The following is a 14,994-nucleotide window of genomic DNA, read 5'->3' on the forward strand; positions in this document are numbered from 1 at the left end:
CCGAAAACTCGACCGAGAGCTTTACAGGCTTCTCCTCCACGATCGCGTGACCACGGCGGTCAGCGCGGAGCGATGACGGCCGTAGGTCTCGTAAATCCACTGGATGATTTCCTCGCGCCGCTCATGCTCGAAGTCGACGTCGATATCGGGCGGCTCCTTGCGCTCGCCCGACACGAAGCGCTCGAAGAGCAACTCGTGCTTGATCGGGTCGATCGAGGTGACGCCGAGCAGGAAGCAGACGCAGCTGTTCGCCGCCGACCCGCGCCCTTGGCACAATATGCCGCGGCGCCGGCTCTCGGCGACGATCGAATTGACGGTCAGGAAATAGGGCGCGTAGCCGAGCTCGCCGATCAGGCGCAGCTCATGCGCGATCTGCTTCCGATAGGCAGGCGGCACGCCGCCCGGAAACATCCGGTTCGCACCTTCCTCGGTCAACGCCGCCAACGCCTCTTGCGCGGTGCGGCCCTCCATCACCTGCTCATAGGGATATTGGTAGCGGATCTCGCCAAGGTCGAAGCGGCAGGCTGCCGCGATGTCGGCGGTCGCCGCGATCGCGTCGGGGAAGAGCGCGAAGCGCCTTTCCATTTCGGCCGGGCTCTTCAACGCCCGGTCCATGAAGCGTTCGCGCTTGAACCCGAGTGCATCGACCGTCGTCTTCTCGCGGATCGCGGTCAGCACGTCCTGCAGCGGGCGCCGTTCGGGCGCATGGTAGAGGATGTCGCCGAGCGCGACGCTCCGCACCCCGAGCTCCTGCGCCAGCGCATCGAGCGCGCGAAGCCGCGCGAAATCGCCGGGCCGGCGGCGCAGCGCGAGCGCGAGAAAGGCGCGCGGGCCGAAGGCGCCGCTGAGCTCGGCGAGATCGAGCCGCGCCCGCTCGTCGGCTTCACCGGGCAGGAGGATCGCGACGAGGCCCTCGGCCGCGGCCGCGACATCGGGCCAGTCGAGCCAGCAATTGCCCTTGCCGCCGCGCGCCTTCCCCAAGGAAAGCAGCCGGGTCAGCCGCGACCAGGCCGCGCGATCGGTCGGATAGAGGAGGATCGAGCGACCGTCGCGGAGGTCGACGCGCGTCCCCGCGATCAGCCGGACGCCGGTTGTTTCCTGTCCCGACAGGCCGCGCACCATGCCGGCGACACTGCCCCGGTCGCAAAGCCCGAGAGCCGAATGGCCGAGGGCAACGGCGGCCGCGAACAATTCCTCGGGCGAAGAGGCCCCCCGCAGAAAGGAAAAATGGCTCGTGGCGTAGAGTTCGACATAGGTCGTAACGGGTTCCGTCATCCGAACACGCCATGCATGTACCAGCTGAGGTCACCCGTCTTGTCGGTGATCGCGTCGCCGCGGCGGAAGAGCCAGAAGCGCTCGCCGCTTGTCGCCTCGACCCGGAAATAGTCGCGAACCGCCCACATCTCGCCGGGACGACGCCACCATTCGCCATGGATCCGCTCGGGGCCATCGCCTGCGACCACGGCATAGCTCCGCCCGCGCCACGCGAAGCGGCGCGGCGGATGGTCGGGAAGCAAGGCGACGACGCCCGACAGCGCCTCGGGCCGCGCGAGCATCCGGATCGGCCGCGGCCAGACGGGCCAGCCGGCGGGCTTGACCAAAGGCCCGGCGCGCACGATCGCGCGCTCGGGGACATCGCTTTCGATCGCGGACAGGCGGAACAGCGCGGCATCGCCGGCGCGGCCGGCCAGCGCATCGACGAGCGGAGCGAGGTCGGGCGCCTGGCGTGCCGTGTCGAGGGCGGCGGCGATCGCCTCGGGCGCCAGCGCTTCGACCTGCGGCGCCGCGAGAACCATCGTCTCGATCCCGAGCCCCGGTTCGATCCGGTCGATCCGGAGTCTGAACAGGCGCATCAGATGTTTCGCGTCGCGCGTCGCGCGCGCCGTCCCGACGGTGATGAACTGCGCGCCCATGTCCAGCCGGTCGCAGCGCAAGACGAGGCTCCGCACGCCAAGACTACGCTCGCGCAGCGCGAGCACGAGATCGCCGAGCAGGTCGGCGATGACCTGCTCGATCGCCTCGGCGGTCCCGATCGGTTCGAGCAAGGAACGGCGCGCCTCGGGCATGTCGAACGGCACGACCGGAACGATCGGCTCGGGCACAAAGCCGCGCGCCTGATCGAGCCGCTCGACCGCGCCGCGCCCGAGCCGCCGGGCCAAGGGCCCGCGCGGCATCGGATAAAGATCGGCGATCCGCTCGATCCCGAAGCGCGCCGCCGCGGCGAGCGCCTCCGGCGCCAGCCGGAGCGCCGCCAGCGGCAAAGGCGCCAGCGCGTCGCTCTCGCCTCCTTCCGGCAAGATCCCCACGCCCGCGCCGCCATAGCGCGCGAGCGCGTGCGCGGCGCCCGGCGTGCCGGCGATCGCGACACGCGCGGTGAAGCCGAGGCGCCGCAGAAAACCGAGCAGACGCGCCGCGAAACGCTCTTCGCCGCCGAAGAGATGCGTCGTGCCCGACAGGTCGAGCCACAGCCCGTCGGTGCCCGACACCGCCGCCGTCGGCGTCCAGCAGCGGGCGGCGTGGAGCGCAAGGCGATCGAGCCACGCGCGATCGGCGTCGGGTGCGGCGTCGAGTATGTCGAGATCGGAGACCAGCGCGCGCGCATGGGCGGCCGCCATGCCGGGCACGAGGCCGAGATCGAGCGCCGCCGGACAGGCGGCGGTCACGACGTCGCGCTGGCCGGTTCGCGCGACGACGATCGTCGGACGGAGGCCCCAGAGCGGCGGCAGCGGCGCAGCGAGCCCGCCCGACGTCCCGTCGTCCGAGCGCAACGCCCGGAACACCGGTGCGGCAGCTTCGCTCCGCCGTCCCAGCTCGCGCATCGTCGGTCGCTGGTGCGCCGGGAGGGCGTCGAGCGACGGCCTGCCGGAGTGCGTGCCTTGCGCCCAGCGCGCGCCCGGACGCCAGCCGCCGCCGCGCGGCACCGAACAGGTGCCGGGATTGTCGTCGACAGGCTCGGGGCAGCGCGGACCAGCCCGCGCCCGATCAGGCGGCGTGCCCGAATGCAACGGTGTCCGTTCTGCCCGGCGCAACCGCTCGATCGGCAGTTGCGGCAGGAAGAGCGAGGCGACCCTGGTCATCGCACGCCTCCAGTTCGAGGGAAAAAGGCGGCCCGCCGCGCTGCCGGACCAGCTCGACATTCCAGCGCCCGCGCCCGACGCCGGGCGAGGCGAGGCGGCCCGACGACAAGATGCCGATGCGCCAGCGGGTCATTGCGAGCGACGGATCGGCGAGCGGGCATTGGCCGTAACGCCGGTACCGGCGATAGAGGATCATCGGCGTGTTGCCCTCGGATGCGGCCAGTTGCAGCCGGCGCGTCGCGGTCTGATCGGCCGCTTTCACTTCGGCAACGACGCAGGCGAGCGAACCATCGCGCAGCGCGTCCTCGCACAGCGCCAGCAGTTCCTTGTCGGTCCTGCCTTGAGCATAGAGCACGCGGTCCGGACCGAGCCCCGCCTGTTCGAGACCGGGGGCATAGAGATCGAACCGCGTGAGCGCCCAGAGCGCCGACACGTCGGGCGCCGCCGCGAAGCGCGACGCGATTCCAGCCGCGAAGAGCGTTGCCGCAGCGTCGTCGCTCCAGCTTGCCGAGGCGCCCGCGACCTCATGCAGGCCTGCGCCATCGAGCCCGCCGCCAGCGAGAAGATGATCGACCGGCCCGACGCCGAACGGCAGGACCGGCCCGCGCGAGGCGGCTGCACGCGCCACCGCCGCGCGAAGCACGTCGATATCTCTGGCACTTGGCCGAGGTGCAGATTGGGGCGTCGTGCTCATGGGAATATCGACTCAAATGTTCCCTTTATGTTCCACCGAGTCAAAGGGCGCGTCAAGCGGGCCGCGACGAACCGCCGGGAATCGGTGTGCGCCTTCCGCTCAGCCTCTGTAAAAGCGCAACAAATTGGGCTCATGATCGTGACGGCTGCGTCGTGCTGACGGAACGAGGATCGCCGCCAAAGCATTGGAAGACCGGTGACGGACCTATTGCGAGGCGAATCATGCGCGAGAAGCACAGCCGCTATTCCACCGTCTCGATCGTCCTGCACTGGACGATCGCCATCCTGATCATCGCCAATGCCACCTTTGGCGGCTGGATGGAGGACGCCTCGGACAGCGAGAAACTCGGCTATTATCAGCTGCACAAATCGGTCGGGATCACGATCCTCGCGCTCAGCCTTATCCGGCTCGGCTGGCGCTTCGGCCATCCCTGGCCGGCCTTCCCCGGCGGCATGCCGTCATGGGAACGGCTGCTCGCGCGCACGACCCATATCCTCTTTTATGTGCTGATGATCGGCGCCCCGCTTCTCGGCTGGGCCGCAGCGTCGGCGGGCGGCGCGCCCGAAGTGCCGCTTTACGGCGCCGTGCCCGCACCCAATCTTCCGCTACCGCTGAATGAGGATCTCGCGGAAGAGCTCGGCGACATACACAAGCTGATGGTGAAGGCCATTTACGTCGTGCTTGGGCTGCATGTTCTCGGCGCGCTCAAGCATCATTTTTTCGACAAGGACGAAGTGCTTCACCGGATGCTGCCGCTGTTTCGCAATCCGCGCGGCTGACACGCGTCGGCGTCACGGCATGCTGTCGTCGCGGCTGAGCAGGCCCAGGGTGCGCTCATCGCGCTCGCCGCCGAACCAGCGGATGAGCGCGGCGGAGAAGAGCGGCCGCCGGCTCACGGCCTCGAACAACGTCAGCGACGAACGCAGCTTGACGGTGTCGACCTCGCCGAAGACCGCCACCGGGTCGCTTGCGGGCAGGTCCTGGATCGCCTCGACGCATTCGGCATAGCGCGCGCCGAGAAGCGGATGGGCCAGATAGGCCCGCGCCTCATCGGCTCCCGCGAGACCGTAGAGCTTCGACGTCGCGCTTCGGCCAAGGCCTGCCAGCTGCGGGAATATGAACCACATCCAGTGCGAGCACTTCTTGCCGCGGCGAATCTCGCCGAGCGCGCGCGCATAGATTTGCTCCTGCGCCGTCACGAACAGGTCGAGCCCCTCTTCGTTTGTCATAAGGCAAGAGCGCCTTGCGCAGGGGGCTTGCCATATACCTGCGTGACCTCAAGGCTGCCTTCGGGAAGCCATTTCAATATGTCCTCGGCCGGAACGCGCGGATCGAGCCAGGCGGCCCATTGATCGCGTGGCAGCGGAATGATCTGGCGATGGTGATAGGGTGCGATGTCGGGACCGGCGTCCATGGTCAGGAGGCTGAAGGCTTCGCCGACATGGCTGTCGCGCCACACACCGGCCATGCAGAACCAGCGATGGTCCTTCATCGTGAACAGCCACTTGTCGAGCCGCTTTTGCGCGGGGTCGGTGGGATCGGTGAACTCGTAGAAACCGTCGCAGAGGACGAGGCATCGCTGCATGCCGAGATCGCGGCGCTCCGAGCGCACATTATAGACCGGTTTGCCGCCCTGTCCGGGCCAACTCCAGCGCCGGTTGACAATCGATCCGGCGGAGGCGCCGTCGCTGCTCTTCACGATCGGCGCGGTATCGGTGATGCGGACATCCTCGCGCGCCGGCACGTTCGGTGCGCCCTCGGGCATATCGATCTTGATCTGGAGGTTGTCGAAGTCTTCGGCGATCGACGCGATGTCTACCTCGAGCCGATAATCATTGCACATGCGCGTCGGTCCCCTCGCCCTTGCGACTCAACATCGTTCCCATTATGTTCCACATATGGGTATCGCGCCAACCCCTTTCGATCCCGACGCCCCGAGCGGAGGCGTGCAGGCGCTCGTCCGGCGCAATCCCGACAATATGACCGAGATCGAAATGGTCAAAGCGGTTTGGGGTTCCGACCCGCGGTTCAACGACGGGATCAATTATCGTTTCGTGCGCGCCGAGGGCCGTGCCTTCCCGGCGCGCCGCTGCCTGATCCCGGCGTCCGAGTTCCGCATGGGAACCGGCGACCACCGCTACCGGGTGACGCTCGACAGCGGCAATTTCTTCTATCTCGCCGCAGTGTGGGACCCGCCACTTGCCGACTGGCCGCTGTCCTACCGCATCCTCACCATCCCGGCGGGCGCCGATGTCATTCCTTATCAGTCGCGCCACGGCGTGATCATCCAGCGGCGCGACGCGAACCATTGGCTCGACGGCAGCCTGCCGAACGAGCTGCTGTTCGAGGAACCACCGCGTCATACGCTGTTCGTTGAGCCTTTGCGCAAACAGGCAGAGCTTCCGCTCTAGATCATGATGTCGCCGGCCCGCAGGGCCCGCACAACCGCACTCTTGGCGAGCCCGCAGCGGGGCGGCGTGCGATGCGCGTCCGTGCCTAGCCGACGCACCGCAAGGATAGCGAGCCGAGTGTGCCGCGCGGCCAAAACAAAAGTGCGACCCCTGGCCGAGCCTGCGAGGCCAGAGCGCGCTCATCAGATGCCGCGCCCGACATGCCGCCGCGCGGCCGTCCCGTCGGCACACCGGCGGGACGTACCGGCTCAGCCGTTCAGACGGTCCTTGACGGCCTTCGCGGCGCCGAAGGTCAGCTTCTTCGAAGCCGCAATCTGGATGGTTTCGCCGGTCGAGGGGTTACGACCTTCGCGCGCGGCCGATTCCTTGACCTTGAACTTGCCGAAGCCGTTCACCGAGACTTCGTCGCCCTTGGCGGCGGCGTCGGTGATCGCGGCGAAAACGGCATCGACAGCCTTCTTCGCATCGGCCTTGCTCAGACCAAGTGCGGTTGCGACGCTGTCCGACAGTTCGGCGTGGTTCATAAAATCATCTCCTTGAGCGACCGGAAGGATCCCGGCCGGGCGGGCGCTATAGCGCCGCGGACGGATCGGCGCCATCTGCGCCGCGCCAAGGCGCGGAACGGCGAGTTGCACTCGGTGGCGACGTGCGGCAGTAGCGGCCGATGCTACCCCACCGCCTCATCGCATCCGCGCTTCTCCTGCTTGCCACTGCTTGCGCGCCCGCGACCTCCGCACCCGCAAACCCGACTATTCCATCGAAACCGATCAAGCTCGCGAGCTGGAACCTTGAATTTCTCGCCGCGAGGAACGGCGAAGGCTGCAACCCCAGGGATGACAGCGATTATGCAGCGATGCGCCGCATCGTCGACGACCTCGACGCCGATGTGATCGCCTTTCAGGAAGCCGAGAATGAGGCCGCCGCAGCGCGGGTCTTCGACCCCGCCAAATATGTCGTGATCATGGAAGCCCGGAAGGGCGCGCCGGGCGGCACCTGCGGCGGCAAGTTCCCGTCGCAGACGGTGATCCGCCAGGCGGTCGGTTTTGCGATCCGCAAGGACATGGCCTTCGATCGCCATGCCGATGTGACGTCGCTGATGCGCGGCAACGAACAGCTTCGCTCGGGCGTCGACATCACGCTCCGCCCCGAGGGCCGCACACCGATCCGCCTTCTCGGCATCCACCTCAAGTCAGGCTGCTTCTCCGGGAGCGAGGCGAAGGCCTGCCCCATATTCCAGGATCAGATTCCGGCGCTCGAAGCCTGGATCGATGGGGCCGCCGCCGGGCCCGACCGCTTCGCGGTGCTTGGAGACTGGAACCGCCGGCTCGCGCTTCCCGGCGATATGATCTGGACCGAAATCGACGATGGTGATCCGGCGAACGCCGATCTGACCCTCGCCGACGCGGGCAAGCCGCCGGCCTGCGATCCGCGTTACGACAGTTTCATCGATCATATCGTGCTCGACCGGCGCGCCGCTGCCGACCGGACGGGGTTCAGCGAGACGCTCTATGCGCCCGGCGAGAAGCATTACTCGGACCACTGCCCGATCGCGGTCACGCTGCGGCGATAGAAAAATTCCGGGCCTCGAAGTAACCTACGGAACCATCCGCGCCCGGCACGTTTCACTTACCTGTCCAGACGAAAGAATGGCAGAATTTGATGGCATCTTCGGATGAAATCTAGGGAAGCCCAGCTGCAGAGATGTAGCGGGGCTTACCATTTCCGCTCCGCAGATATGCGGGCGCCATGCCGCAAGCGAGAAGCCAAGCAGCTCGCCAATCATTCTGCGTCAGGCACGTCCTCGACACTTTCCCGACCGTCATCATCAGGAAGGGGAACCTGCTCCGGAACTTGCTCGGGGCCGGTCGGGGGAGAATCGGGATGCGGGTCGGGCGGTGCGCTTGCCATGACAGCTCCTATGGACGTTGCCACTGGGAAACGGCCGGCAAGTCCTGCGGTTCCGGCGAGCCCGAGCCGCCCTGCGATCAGGCCGCAGGCCCCGGCACAAAATAGATCCAAAATGGTTTGATCTGGCGCCGGCACTTCCGTTTCCCCCCTGTTGACGATAGCGTGCCGCGCCATGACCGTGGGGGAAGAGGAATCGATCGGACCGGGATCGTTGTGGCTGCGATGGGATCCTCACGTCCACGCCCCGGGCACGATCTTCAACGACCAGTTCAAGGGCGATTGGGAAGCCTATCTTGCCGCGATCGAGGGTGCGACGCCGGCGATCCGCGCGCTCGGTATTACCGACTATTACGGGCTTGAACTCTACAAGGAGGTTCGCGCGCGCAAGGAGCAAGGTCGCCTCAAGGACTGCGACCTGATCTTTCCGAATATCGAGCTTCGGTTCAGCGTGGGAACCGCGCGGTCGTGGATCAACGCCCATCTGCTCGTCTGCCCCGACGATCCCGATCATATCGAGCAGCTCACGCGCTTCCTTCAGCGCCTGACCTTCAAGACCACGACCGACACCTTCGCCTGCAATCCTTCGGAGCTGATCCGCTTGGGACGGTCGCTCAATTCCGAGCTGACCGATGATCGTTCAGCGCTTCGCCACGGCTCCGAACAATTCAAGGTAAGCTTCGATCAGCTCCGTGAAGAATATAAGGGGATGAGCTGGGCGCAGGAGAATATCCTGATCGCGGTCGCCGGCGCGAAGGGCGATGGGACATCGGGACTTCAAGATGGCGCAGACCAGGCTTTGCGCCAGCAGATTGAACATTTTGCTCACATCATGTTCGCGTCGAGCCCGGCGCAACGTGAATTTTGGCTCGGCCGAAAAACCAGTCGCGAGCATATCTGCGAGACCTACGGCGGGCTCAAGCCGTGCATGCACGGCAGCGACGGGCATTCTGTGGAACGAACGGGCGCGCCCGATGGCGACCGCTATACCTGGATCAAGGGGGCGGCGACATTCGACGGACTGAAGCAGGCCTGCATCGATCCCGAAGGCCGCGCTTACGTCGGGACCGAGGCGCCGCCCGCAGCTGCGCCGTCCGAGACGATCCGCCGTGTGACCCTGACGAATGCGCCGTGGGCCCCTAATTCGGTGATCGATCTCAACCCGGGCCTCGTCGCGATCATTGGTGCGCGCGGGTCCGGCAAGACCGCGCTGGCCGACATGATCGCAGCGGGCTGCGATGCCCATGCCGACCAGCTCCCTATGCAGTCGTTCCTGGTTCGGGCGAGCGAATATCTCGACGATGCGACGGTGAAGCTCGATTGGGGCAATGGCGTTGTCACCGAACGCGGCCTCGATAATGCCGCGGCGGCATGGGACGGCTACGCCCGCGCTCGATACCTGACACAGCAGTTCGTGGAATCGCTCTGCTCACCGGAGGGAATGACCGATGGCCTGTTGTCGGAAGTCGAGCGCGTGGTCTTTGACGCGCACAGCCCGACCGAGCGCGAGGGCGCCGTCGATTTTGCGGACCTTCGCGACCTCAAGGCAGCCCGGTTCCGCGAGGCGCGACGCCGCGAAGAACAGAAGCTCGAGGAATTGTCCGACCGGATCAACATCGAGCTCGAGAAGCAATCTCAGATCGTGGCCATTCGGAAGCAGGTCGACGAGAAGAAGCTCAAGATTACCCAGCTCACCGATGACCGCGGCAAGCTTGTCCGCAAAGGCAGCGAGGACCGGATCAAGCGCCTCGAGGCCCTGACCGAGGCGGCAAACGAGGTGCGCGCACGGGTTAGGCGCCTGACCAATCGCGAGCAGAAGTTGCTACTCGTCCAGGACGAGGTTTCGGACTTCCGGACCCATCAGGCGCCCGAAAATCTGCGCGATGCGCAAGAGCGCCACAAGGATGCCGGCATAGCCGGAGAGGCGTGGGACCCGTTTCTGACGCAGTACAGCGGCAATGTGGACGGCATCATCAACGACAACCTGTCCTCCACCCGGAAGAACCGTGACGGGTGGCGCGGGATCGATATCGCAATCACCGATCCAGCGACCCCGCTCATCGCCGACGATGCCGATCTGACGAAACTTCCCCTTGGCCGGCTTGATGCGGAAATCCGGCGGCTCGGCGATATCATAAACGTCGACAAGGAAACACGCGAACGGTTCAATTCCCTGTCGACGAAAATCACGACCGAGACCGAATTGCTCTCGGTCCTGCAGGACAAGCTGAAGGACTATGAGGGCGCAGAGGAGCGCGCCAAGGGCCTGCCTACGGAAAGGCAGTCAAGCTACCGGCGGATCTTCGAAGCGGTGTTTTCGGAACAGCAGGTCCTCAACGACCTTTACGCACCCATCCGGGCGCGAATGGACGAGACGGGCGGGACGCTCGGGAAGCTTGCGTTCACTGTCACCCGCCGAGCAGACATGGCGGAGTGGGCAAAGCGCGGCGAGGATCTGCTGGACCTTCGCCGACAGGGCCCGTTCCGCGGCGAGGGCAAATTGCTCGAGGCTGCGAATGACGAGCTTCGCGGCGTTTGGGAGAGCGGAACCGCCGAAGAAGTGACCGAGGCGCTGAAGGAGTTTCGCCAAAAATATCAGAAGAGCTTCTTCGAACATGCTCTCGCACAGCGCAGCGATCCCGCCGCATTCCGCGGCTGGCTCAAGCTGTTCGCGCGCTGGCTCTATGGCACCGATCATATCGAAGTCCGATACAGCGTAGATTATGATGGGGTGGACATCCGCAAACTTTCGCCGGGCACGCGCGGCATCGTACTCCTGCTACTATACCTCGCGCTCGACAACGCAGATGAGCGGCCGCTGATCATCGATCAGCCCGAGGAAAATCTCGATCCCAAGTCGATCTATGATGAACTCGTCGGCCTGTTCCTCAAGGCCAAGGCGAAGCGCCAGGTCATCATCGTCACGCATAATGCCAATCTGGTGATCAACACCGACGCCGATCAGGTCATCGTTGCATCGGCCGGCCCGCATCCGGGGGATGGCTTGCCCGAGATCACCTATGCGAGCGGCGGCCTCGAAGATGCACCGATCCGCAAGATGGTCTGCGACATTCTCGAGGGCGGGGAACATGCGTTTCGCGAGCGCGCACGGCGCCTGCGCGTTCGCCTGGAGCGTTAGTCTCGATATTTTGCACGGGCTCAAGGGGGAGCAAAACCAATGAGGAAAATCATTCTGGCTGCGGCGCTGATCTGCGCGCCGGGACTGGCGCAGGCGCAATCGGGCTGTGCAGCCTATACGGGCACCATGGTGCAGCCCCAGACCTTCGACCAGGCTATCGCGTCCATCAAGCCCGTCGCGCCGAAGGACGAATTCGAGACCAGCGATGCATACCGCGCCCGGCTCGCAGCAGCGGGCGGCTCCGGCCCCCTCATCATCTCGAAGAAGATCGAAGGCGCGGAATATCTGGCCTATAATGCCGATCTCGGAGCCTTCGAGGTGAAGTCCTATCTGTTCGACAATACGAACTTCAGCGCTTGGGACACCTTCTATTATGCAAAAGTCGAAAGTCCGAAGGCCAGCACCCTCAGCAACCTCGACGTGACGATTTCGAGCAGCGAGGTCACGACCGGCACCTATTCCGCGCAGAATGGCTTCGGGGCAAAGGCCACCATCAGCAAGATTACCCGGACCGAGAAGGCAATCTTCGAGGGGGAACCGGCGCGCTATGGCGAAGAGCTTTTCATCGCCAACAAGGGTGGGGTCATCGGGACCGTCCCCATGAGCGTCGCCGAAGCGCAAGCCTTCAAACCCCAAGCCAAGATTGCCTTTGTTGTCGTGCCGAAGCTCCCGAATGTCGTTCGCGCCACCTACCCCTATGGCAAGACGACGATCAGCAATCCGACCGATATCACGGTGAATTCGACGGTCCTGGTCGCCGACATTCAGTGCGGCCTGCTCATGGACGGGACGAACAAGGTCGTCGCAGCCTTCACGACACGATGACCGCGTCAGAAGATCCCGGAGACAATTCCGGTCACAATGCGGCCGATGACCGCGCGGAGGATGAGGCAGGACGCCCACAGCCACCGGTCGACGAACTCCTCGTTCTCGACGAGCGCCAACTCATCCGGATCGAGGCCGTACACAGGGGTTTCCTCTACCAGCATCTTTACGCGGCAGCGTGCCTTCTCCTCGCGGGAAAGGCGGGAGCCGAACATATCATCGTCGAGCGGGACGAGGACATTGAAGTCCAGCTTCCGGACGCCCGTATCTATGCTCAGGTCAAAACGCGGCAGGACGTCCTCAACCCCAGTGATATTTCAGGAGCACTAGAGCGTTTCGAGGACATACGTGCGGAGCATCAGAACGGCCTGCGAGCTGGCGACGCGAGATTCGTGATCGCGACGAATGCGCCTCCGTCGCCAGCCCTGCTCAAGAAGATTGCCGCGGATGACTGGCCAGACGATGTCGAGCTGCATTGGCCAGGCGGTCCTGAGCCCTCCGACAATTGCCTGCCTCGACCTACCGACAATGTTGCCGGTATGGCTGCATATTGCTCGGATCTCGCGGCGCAGCTGCCATTCGGGTTGCTCAGGCCGGAGACGCTGACCTGGAAGTTGGCCGCCATGGTCATGCTCGCATCCGCTGGCACGCCTCCGCGCGAGGATCACAGTTTTTCCCGCGAGGAATTGCCGGACCTGTTCGAGCAGCTCGTGGTCCAGATGCAGCAGCTTCCGGCGCCCCCCCCGGTGTACCGCGCCCAGGTCGACGAACCCGCCCTGCTAAGTGACCAGCCCGTCCGCATCATAGCGGGACTTTCGGGCTCGGGGAAAACCGCCTGGATGGCCGAGGCCGCGGTCCATGCTGCGCTCCCGGTCACCTATCTCGACGTTGGGGACACGCCGGGACCCGCGCTCGCGTCAGCGGTAGCGCGCGAAGTGGCGGCGAAGATGTTCGGTCGCTCCAACGACAAGCTCGGCGAAATTCTTCTGCCGGGCGCGAGCGGATTGGACATGGTGAGCGCACTGAGCATCAAGCTCGGCGAAGACGGCCTTCACGCGGCTGTCGTCATCGATAACAGCCACCGCATTCCCGCGGCCGATATAGAGGCGCTGGTAGCACGGGGCCCCAATCTCCGATTTGTCCTGCTGAGCCAACCGGGTCGGCACATCGCCGAACTCGAAGCAGGACTAGATATTCAAGCCGAGACTCTGAACGGCTGGGACGAAGACACTATCGCGGCGGCAGTTCGAGATGCTGGTTGCCGTGCCGATTTCGGCGATTGCGAGCGGCTATCCAGAATTACCGGAGGCCTGCCATTTTATGTGCTCAACGCGGCGACGATCGCGGCGCGCGAATATGGCGGCGATATTCGGGCCTTTTGTACGGATATCGAGCAGCAGACCAATATCGTCGAGACGGCTCAAGAGATTATCCTGAGGCGCGCGTTCGAAGGCTTGCCGCCGGCCGACAGAGAAACGATCGCGGTCCTGAGCCTCGCCGATGTCGCGCTCTCACGGGACGAAGCCAGTGCCTTGCTTCAAGCCGCGTGCGACATCGACGCGAAGGCGGCCACGGCCCGGTTGCGCGCGCTTCCCGCAACGGGTGCGCTGGAATTATTCGGGAATAGCGGCTTAAAAATTCACGACGCGGTGAGGATTCTCGGCAAGGCGGACGTCTCGGCAAAGGGTCAGGACTTCGAGCAGAAAGCCTTGGGCTCGCTGCAGCGGGTCATCGTAAGCTCGATCCGGACCAACTGGAGCCTCGCGAAGTTAGGACTGCTCATCCGTCTGTTCGGGCTTCTCGGTCAGGCGAGAATATTGGTGCAGTTTGCCACAGACGAATTGTTCCACGAACTCGGGGTCTGGCCGGAAATCGAACCCTATCTGCTGACGATCGCGGCCGATCCGAACGGAGATGCCGAGACAAGACTGTGGGCGCTCGACGGCCTGGTCTTCAACGATCTGCGGGAGGGAGATTATGAGGCCGGCCGGGAGCGGGTCGACGAGATGGAATCGCTGCTGAGGGCGAACGAGCTCGGCGACGAGGAGTGGATGGCCTGGGGCATGAAGCAGATGTTGCTCTTGTCCGAGCTTGGCGACATTGATGGCGTCCGGGCCATGCTTGACCAAGTTGCGGACCGACTTCCCGACCAGCCCGAACATCTGCGCGTGTTTCGTTACAATCGCGCCCTCGCCCTCTTCAAGCTCGGCGACAACGATACAGCGGTAAGTGAGGCACTCGCCCTCATCGACGAATATTATCGGGAGCTCGGGATCAGGCCCAGCGATGTGGTAGGACGAAACGCCCCCGAACTTCGGGAGCTTCTCCGTAAAGACGAAGATCTCACCGATCGGCTGAAGCATCTGGCAGACAGTCACGATCTTTACGCGCAGGCCTTGGGTCGGCGGAGCCAACGATCTACTCTTGCGCGCATCCATGCGATGAAATTCTACGAGCTGTCGCAATCCTACCAGTCGTTCGTCCGGGTTGGTCTCGATCTTGTCGAAGAACTGGTCCGGGTGAACGACTTCATAAGCGCCCGTGAAGCCTTCGAACGGAACATATTCCCCATCTTGCAAGGCGCGGGCCTCGCGGGACGCGTTCTCGAAGCTCGCGCTCTATATGCGGTGGTTCTTGCGTACTGTGGCGAGCATGATGCGGCGGCGAATGAGGTCGAGCGGCTGCTACCGTTCGAGGACGCGATGGATCCGAACCATCGCGCGGCTTTCCAGGAGCAGAAGGCCATCATTCGCGAGGTTCGGCGCGAGGGCGGTCCCCCGCAGCGCCAAGTTGTGATTCCTGCCCCTTTGCAGGCGCTGTTCGATCAGCGTCGCGGTACCCCCGGAGAGGTTGAGCCGAGGAAAAAGGTCGGCCGCAACGAAAAATGTCCCTGCGGTTCTGGCAAGAAATTCAAAATCTGCCACGGGCGGTGATCGCGAGCGG

11 protein-coding genes and 1 pseudogene are annotated in these 14,994 nt (G+C 64.7%); 6 read left to right on the forward strand and 6 right to left on the reverse strand.

From position 1 onward, the window contains the following. Positions 1-42: 42 nt before the first annotated feature. From JNM03_RS02340 to JNM03_RS02350, 3 genes and pseudogenes are all read right to left on the reverse strand, one after another. Positions 43-1,275, reverse strand: a pseudogene (locus tag JNM03_RS02340) (PHP domain-containing protein); the annotation flags it as partial. Next, positions 1,272-3,077, reverse strand: coding sequence for a DUF6504 family protein (locus JNM03_RS02345; protein ID WP_326490201.1), 1,806 nt, complete (start codon positions 3,075-3,077; stop codon positions 1,272-1,274). The gene JNM03_RS02345 and the pseudogene JNM03_RS02340, both read right to left, overlap by 4 nt. After that, positions 2,983-3,771, reverse strand: a complete 789-nt coding sequence (locus JNM03_RS02350; RefSeq protein ID WP_234180832.1) for an ImuA family protein — start codon at positions 3,769-3,771, stop codon at positions 2,983-2,985. Before JNM03_RS02350 ends, JNM03_RS02345 begins: the two co-directional genes overlap by 95 nt. Before the next feature lie 221 nt (positions 3,772-3,992). Between JNM03_RS02350 and JNM03_RS02355 the strand changes: the two genes are divergently transcribed. After that, positions 3,993-4,550 carry a cytochrome b gene (locus JNM03_RS02355; protein ID WP_234180834.1) on the forward strand — a complete coding sequence of 186 codons (558 nt, stop codon included), beginning with the start codon at positions 3,993-3,995 and terminating at the stop codon, positions 4,548-4,550. 12 nt (positions 4,551-4,562) lie between these two features. Here JNM03_RS02355 and JNM03_RS02360 read toward each other — a convergent pair whose 3' ends face one another. Further along, entirely contained in the window at positions 4,563-5,000 is a 438-nt protein-coding gene (locus JNM03_RS02360) for a DUF1810 domain-containing protein (RefSeq protein WP_234180836.1), read from the reverse strand. Next, positions 4,997-5,614 (reverse strand): SOS response-associated peptidase, encoded by a 618-nt coding sequence (locus JNM03_RS02365; protein ID WP_234180839.1) that lies wholly within the window; start codon positions 5,612-5,614, stop codon positions 4,997-4,999. The genes JNM03_RS02360 and JNM03_RS02365 overlap by 4 nt, the downstream gene beginning before the upstream one ends. 55 nt (positions 5,615-5,669) lie before the next feature. On the opposite strand from JNM03_RS02365, the gene JNM03_RS02370 reads away from it, so the two are divergent. Next, positions 5,670-6,182, forward strand: coding sequence for an SOS response-associated peptidase family protein (locus JNM03_RS02370; protein WP_234180841.1), 513 nt, complete (start codon positions 5,670-5,672; stop codon positions 6,180-6,182). A gap of 248 nt (positions 6,183-6,430) precedes the next feature. On the opposite strand, the gene JNM03_RS02375 is transcribed toward JNM03_RS02370, so the two are convergent. Beyond that, a complete protein-coding gene (locus tag JNM03_RS02375; protein WP_037553418.1) occupies positions 6,431-6,706 on the reverse strand; it encodes an HU family DNA-binding protein in 276 nt (91 codons plus the stop codon). Positions 6,707-6,846: 140 nt separating this feature from the next. On the opposite strand from JNM03_RS02375, the gene JNM03_RS02380 reads away from it, so the two are divergent. The 4 genes from JNM03_RS02380 to JNM03_RS02395 all read left to right on the forward strand — a co-directional run bounded on the left by JNM03_RS02380 (position 6,847) and on the right by JNM03_RS02395 (position 14,984). After that, positions 6,847-7,752, forward strand: a complete 906-nt coding sequence (locus JNM03_RS02380; RefSeq protein ID WP_234180844.1) for an endonuclease — start codon at positions 6,847-6,849, stop codon at positions 7,750-7,752. Positions 7,753-8,262: 510 nt separating this feature from the next. After that, positions 8,263-11,226 carry a TrlF family AAA-like ATPase gene (locus JNM03_RS02385; protein ID WP_234180846.1) on the forward strand — a complete coding sequence of 988 codons (2,964 nt, stop codon included), beginning with the start codon at positions 8,263-8,265 and terminating at the stop codon, positions 11,224-11,226. Positions 11,227-11,265: 39 nt separating this feature from the next. Continuing rightward, on the forward strand, positions 11,266-12,051 hold the full coding sequence (locus JNM03_RS02390; RefSeq protein WP_234180849.1) for a hypothetical protein: 786 nt from the start codon (positions 11,266-11,268) through the stop codon (positions 12,049-12,051). Further along, positions 12,048-14,984, forward strand: coding sequence for an SEC-C metal-binding domain-containing protein (locus JNM03_RS02395; RefSeq protein WP_234180852.1), 2,937 nt, complete (start codon positions 12,048-12,050; stop codon positions 14,982-14,984). Before JNM03_RS02390 ends, JNM03_RS02395 begins: the two co-directional genes overlap by 4 nt. Positions 14,985-14,994: the final 10 nt, after the last annotated feature.

The organism is Sphingopyxis sp., assembly GCF_016793825.1.
Classification (GTDB): domain Bacteria; phylum Pseudomonadota; class Alphaproteobacteria; order Sphingomonadales; family Sphingomonadaceae; genus Sphingopyxis.

Excerpts from the sequence above, each read along its gene's own strand:
- JNM03_RS02355 (WP_234180834.1), top strand. The coding sequence starts at position 3,993 with ATGCGCGAGAAGCACAGCCGCTATTCCACCGTCTCGATCGTCCTGCAC.
- JNM03_RS02345 (WP_326490201.1), bottom strand. The coding sequence starts at position 3,077 with ATGACCAGGGTCGCCTCGCTCTTCCTGCCGCAACTGCCGATCGAGCGG.
- JNM03_RS02375 (WP_037553418.1), bottom strand. The coding sequence starts at position 6,706 with ATGAACCACGCCGAACTGTCGGACAGCGTCGCAACCGCACTTGGTCTG.
- JNM03_RS02385 (WP_234180846.1), top strand. The coding sequence starts at position 8,263 with ATGACCGTGGGGGAAGAGGAATCGATCGGACCGGGATCGTTGTGGCTG.
- JNM03_RS02380 (WP_234180844.1), top strand. The coding sequence starts at position 6,847 with ATGCTACCCCACCGCCTCATCGCATCCGCGCTTCTCCTGCTTGCCACT.
- JNM03_RS02365 (WP_234180839.1), bottom strand. The coding sequence starts at position 5,614 with ATGTGCAATGATTATCGGCTCGAGGTAGACATCGCGTCGATCGCCGAA.
- JNM03_RS02395 (WP_234180852.1), top strand. The coding sequence starts at position 12,048 with ATGACCGCGTCAGAAGATCCCGGAGACAATTCCGGTCACAATGCGGCC.
- JNM03_RS02360 (WP_234180836.1), bottom strand. The coding sequence starts at position 5,000 with ATGACAAACGAAGAGGGGCTCGACCTGTTCGTGACGGCGCAGGAGCAA.
- JNM03_RS02390 (WP_234180849.1), top strand. The coding sequence starts at position 11,266 with ATGAGGAAAATCATTCTGGCTGCGGCGCTGATCTGCGCGCCGGGACTG.
- JNM03_RS02370 (WP_234180841.1), top strand. The coding sequence starts at position 5,670 with ATGGGTATCGCGCCAACCCCTTTCGATCCCGACGCCCCGAGCGGAGGC.
- JNM03_RS02350 (WP_234180832.1), bottom strand. The coding sequence starts at position 3,771 with ATGAGCACGACGCCCCAATCTGCACCTCGGCCAAGTGCCAGAGATATC.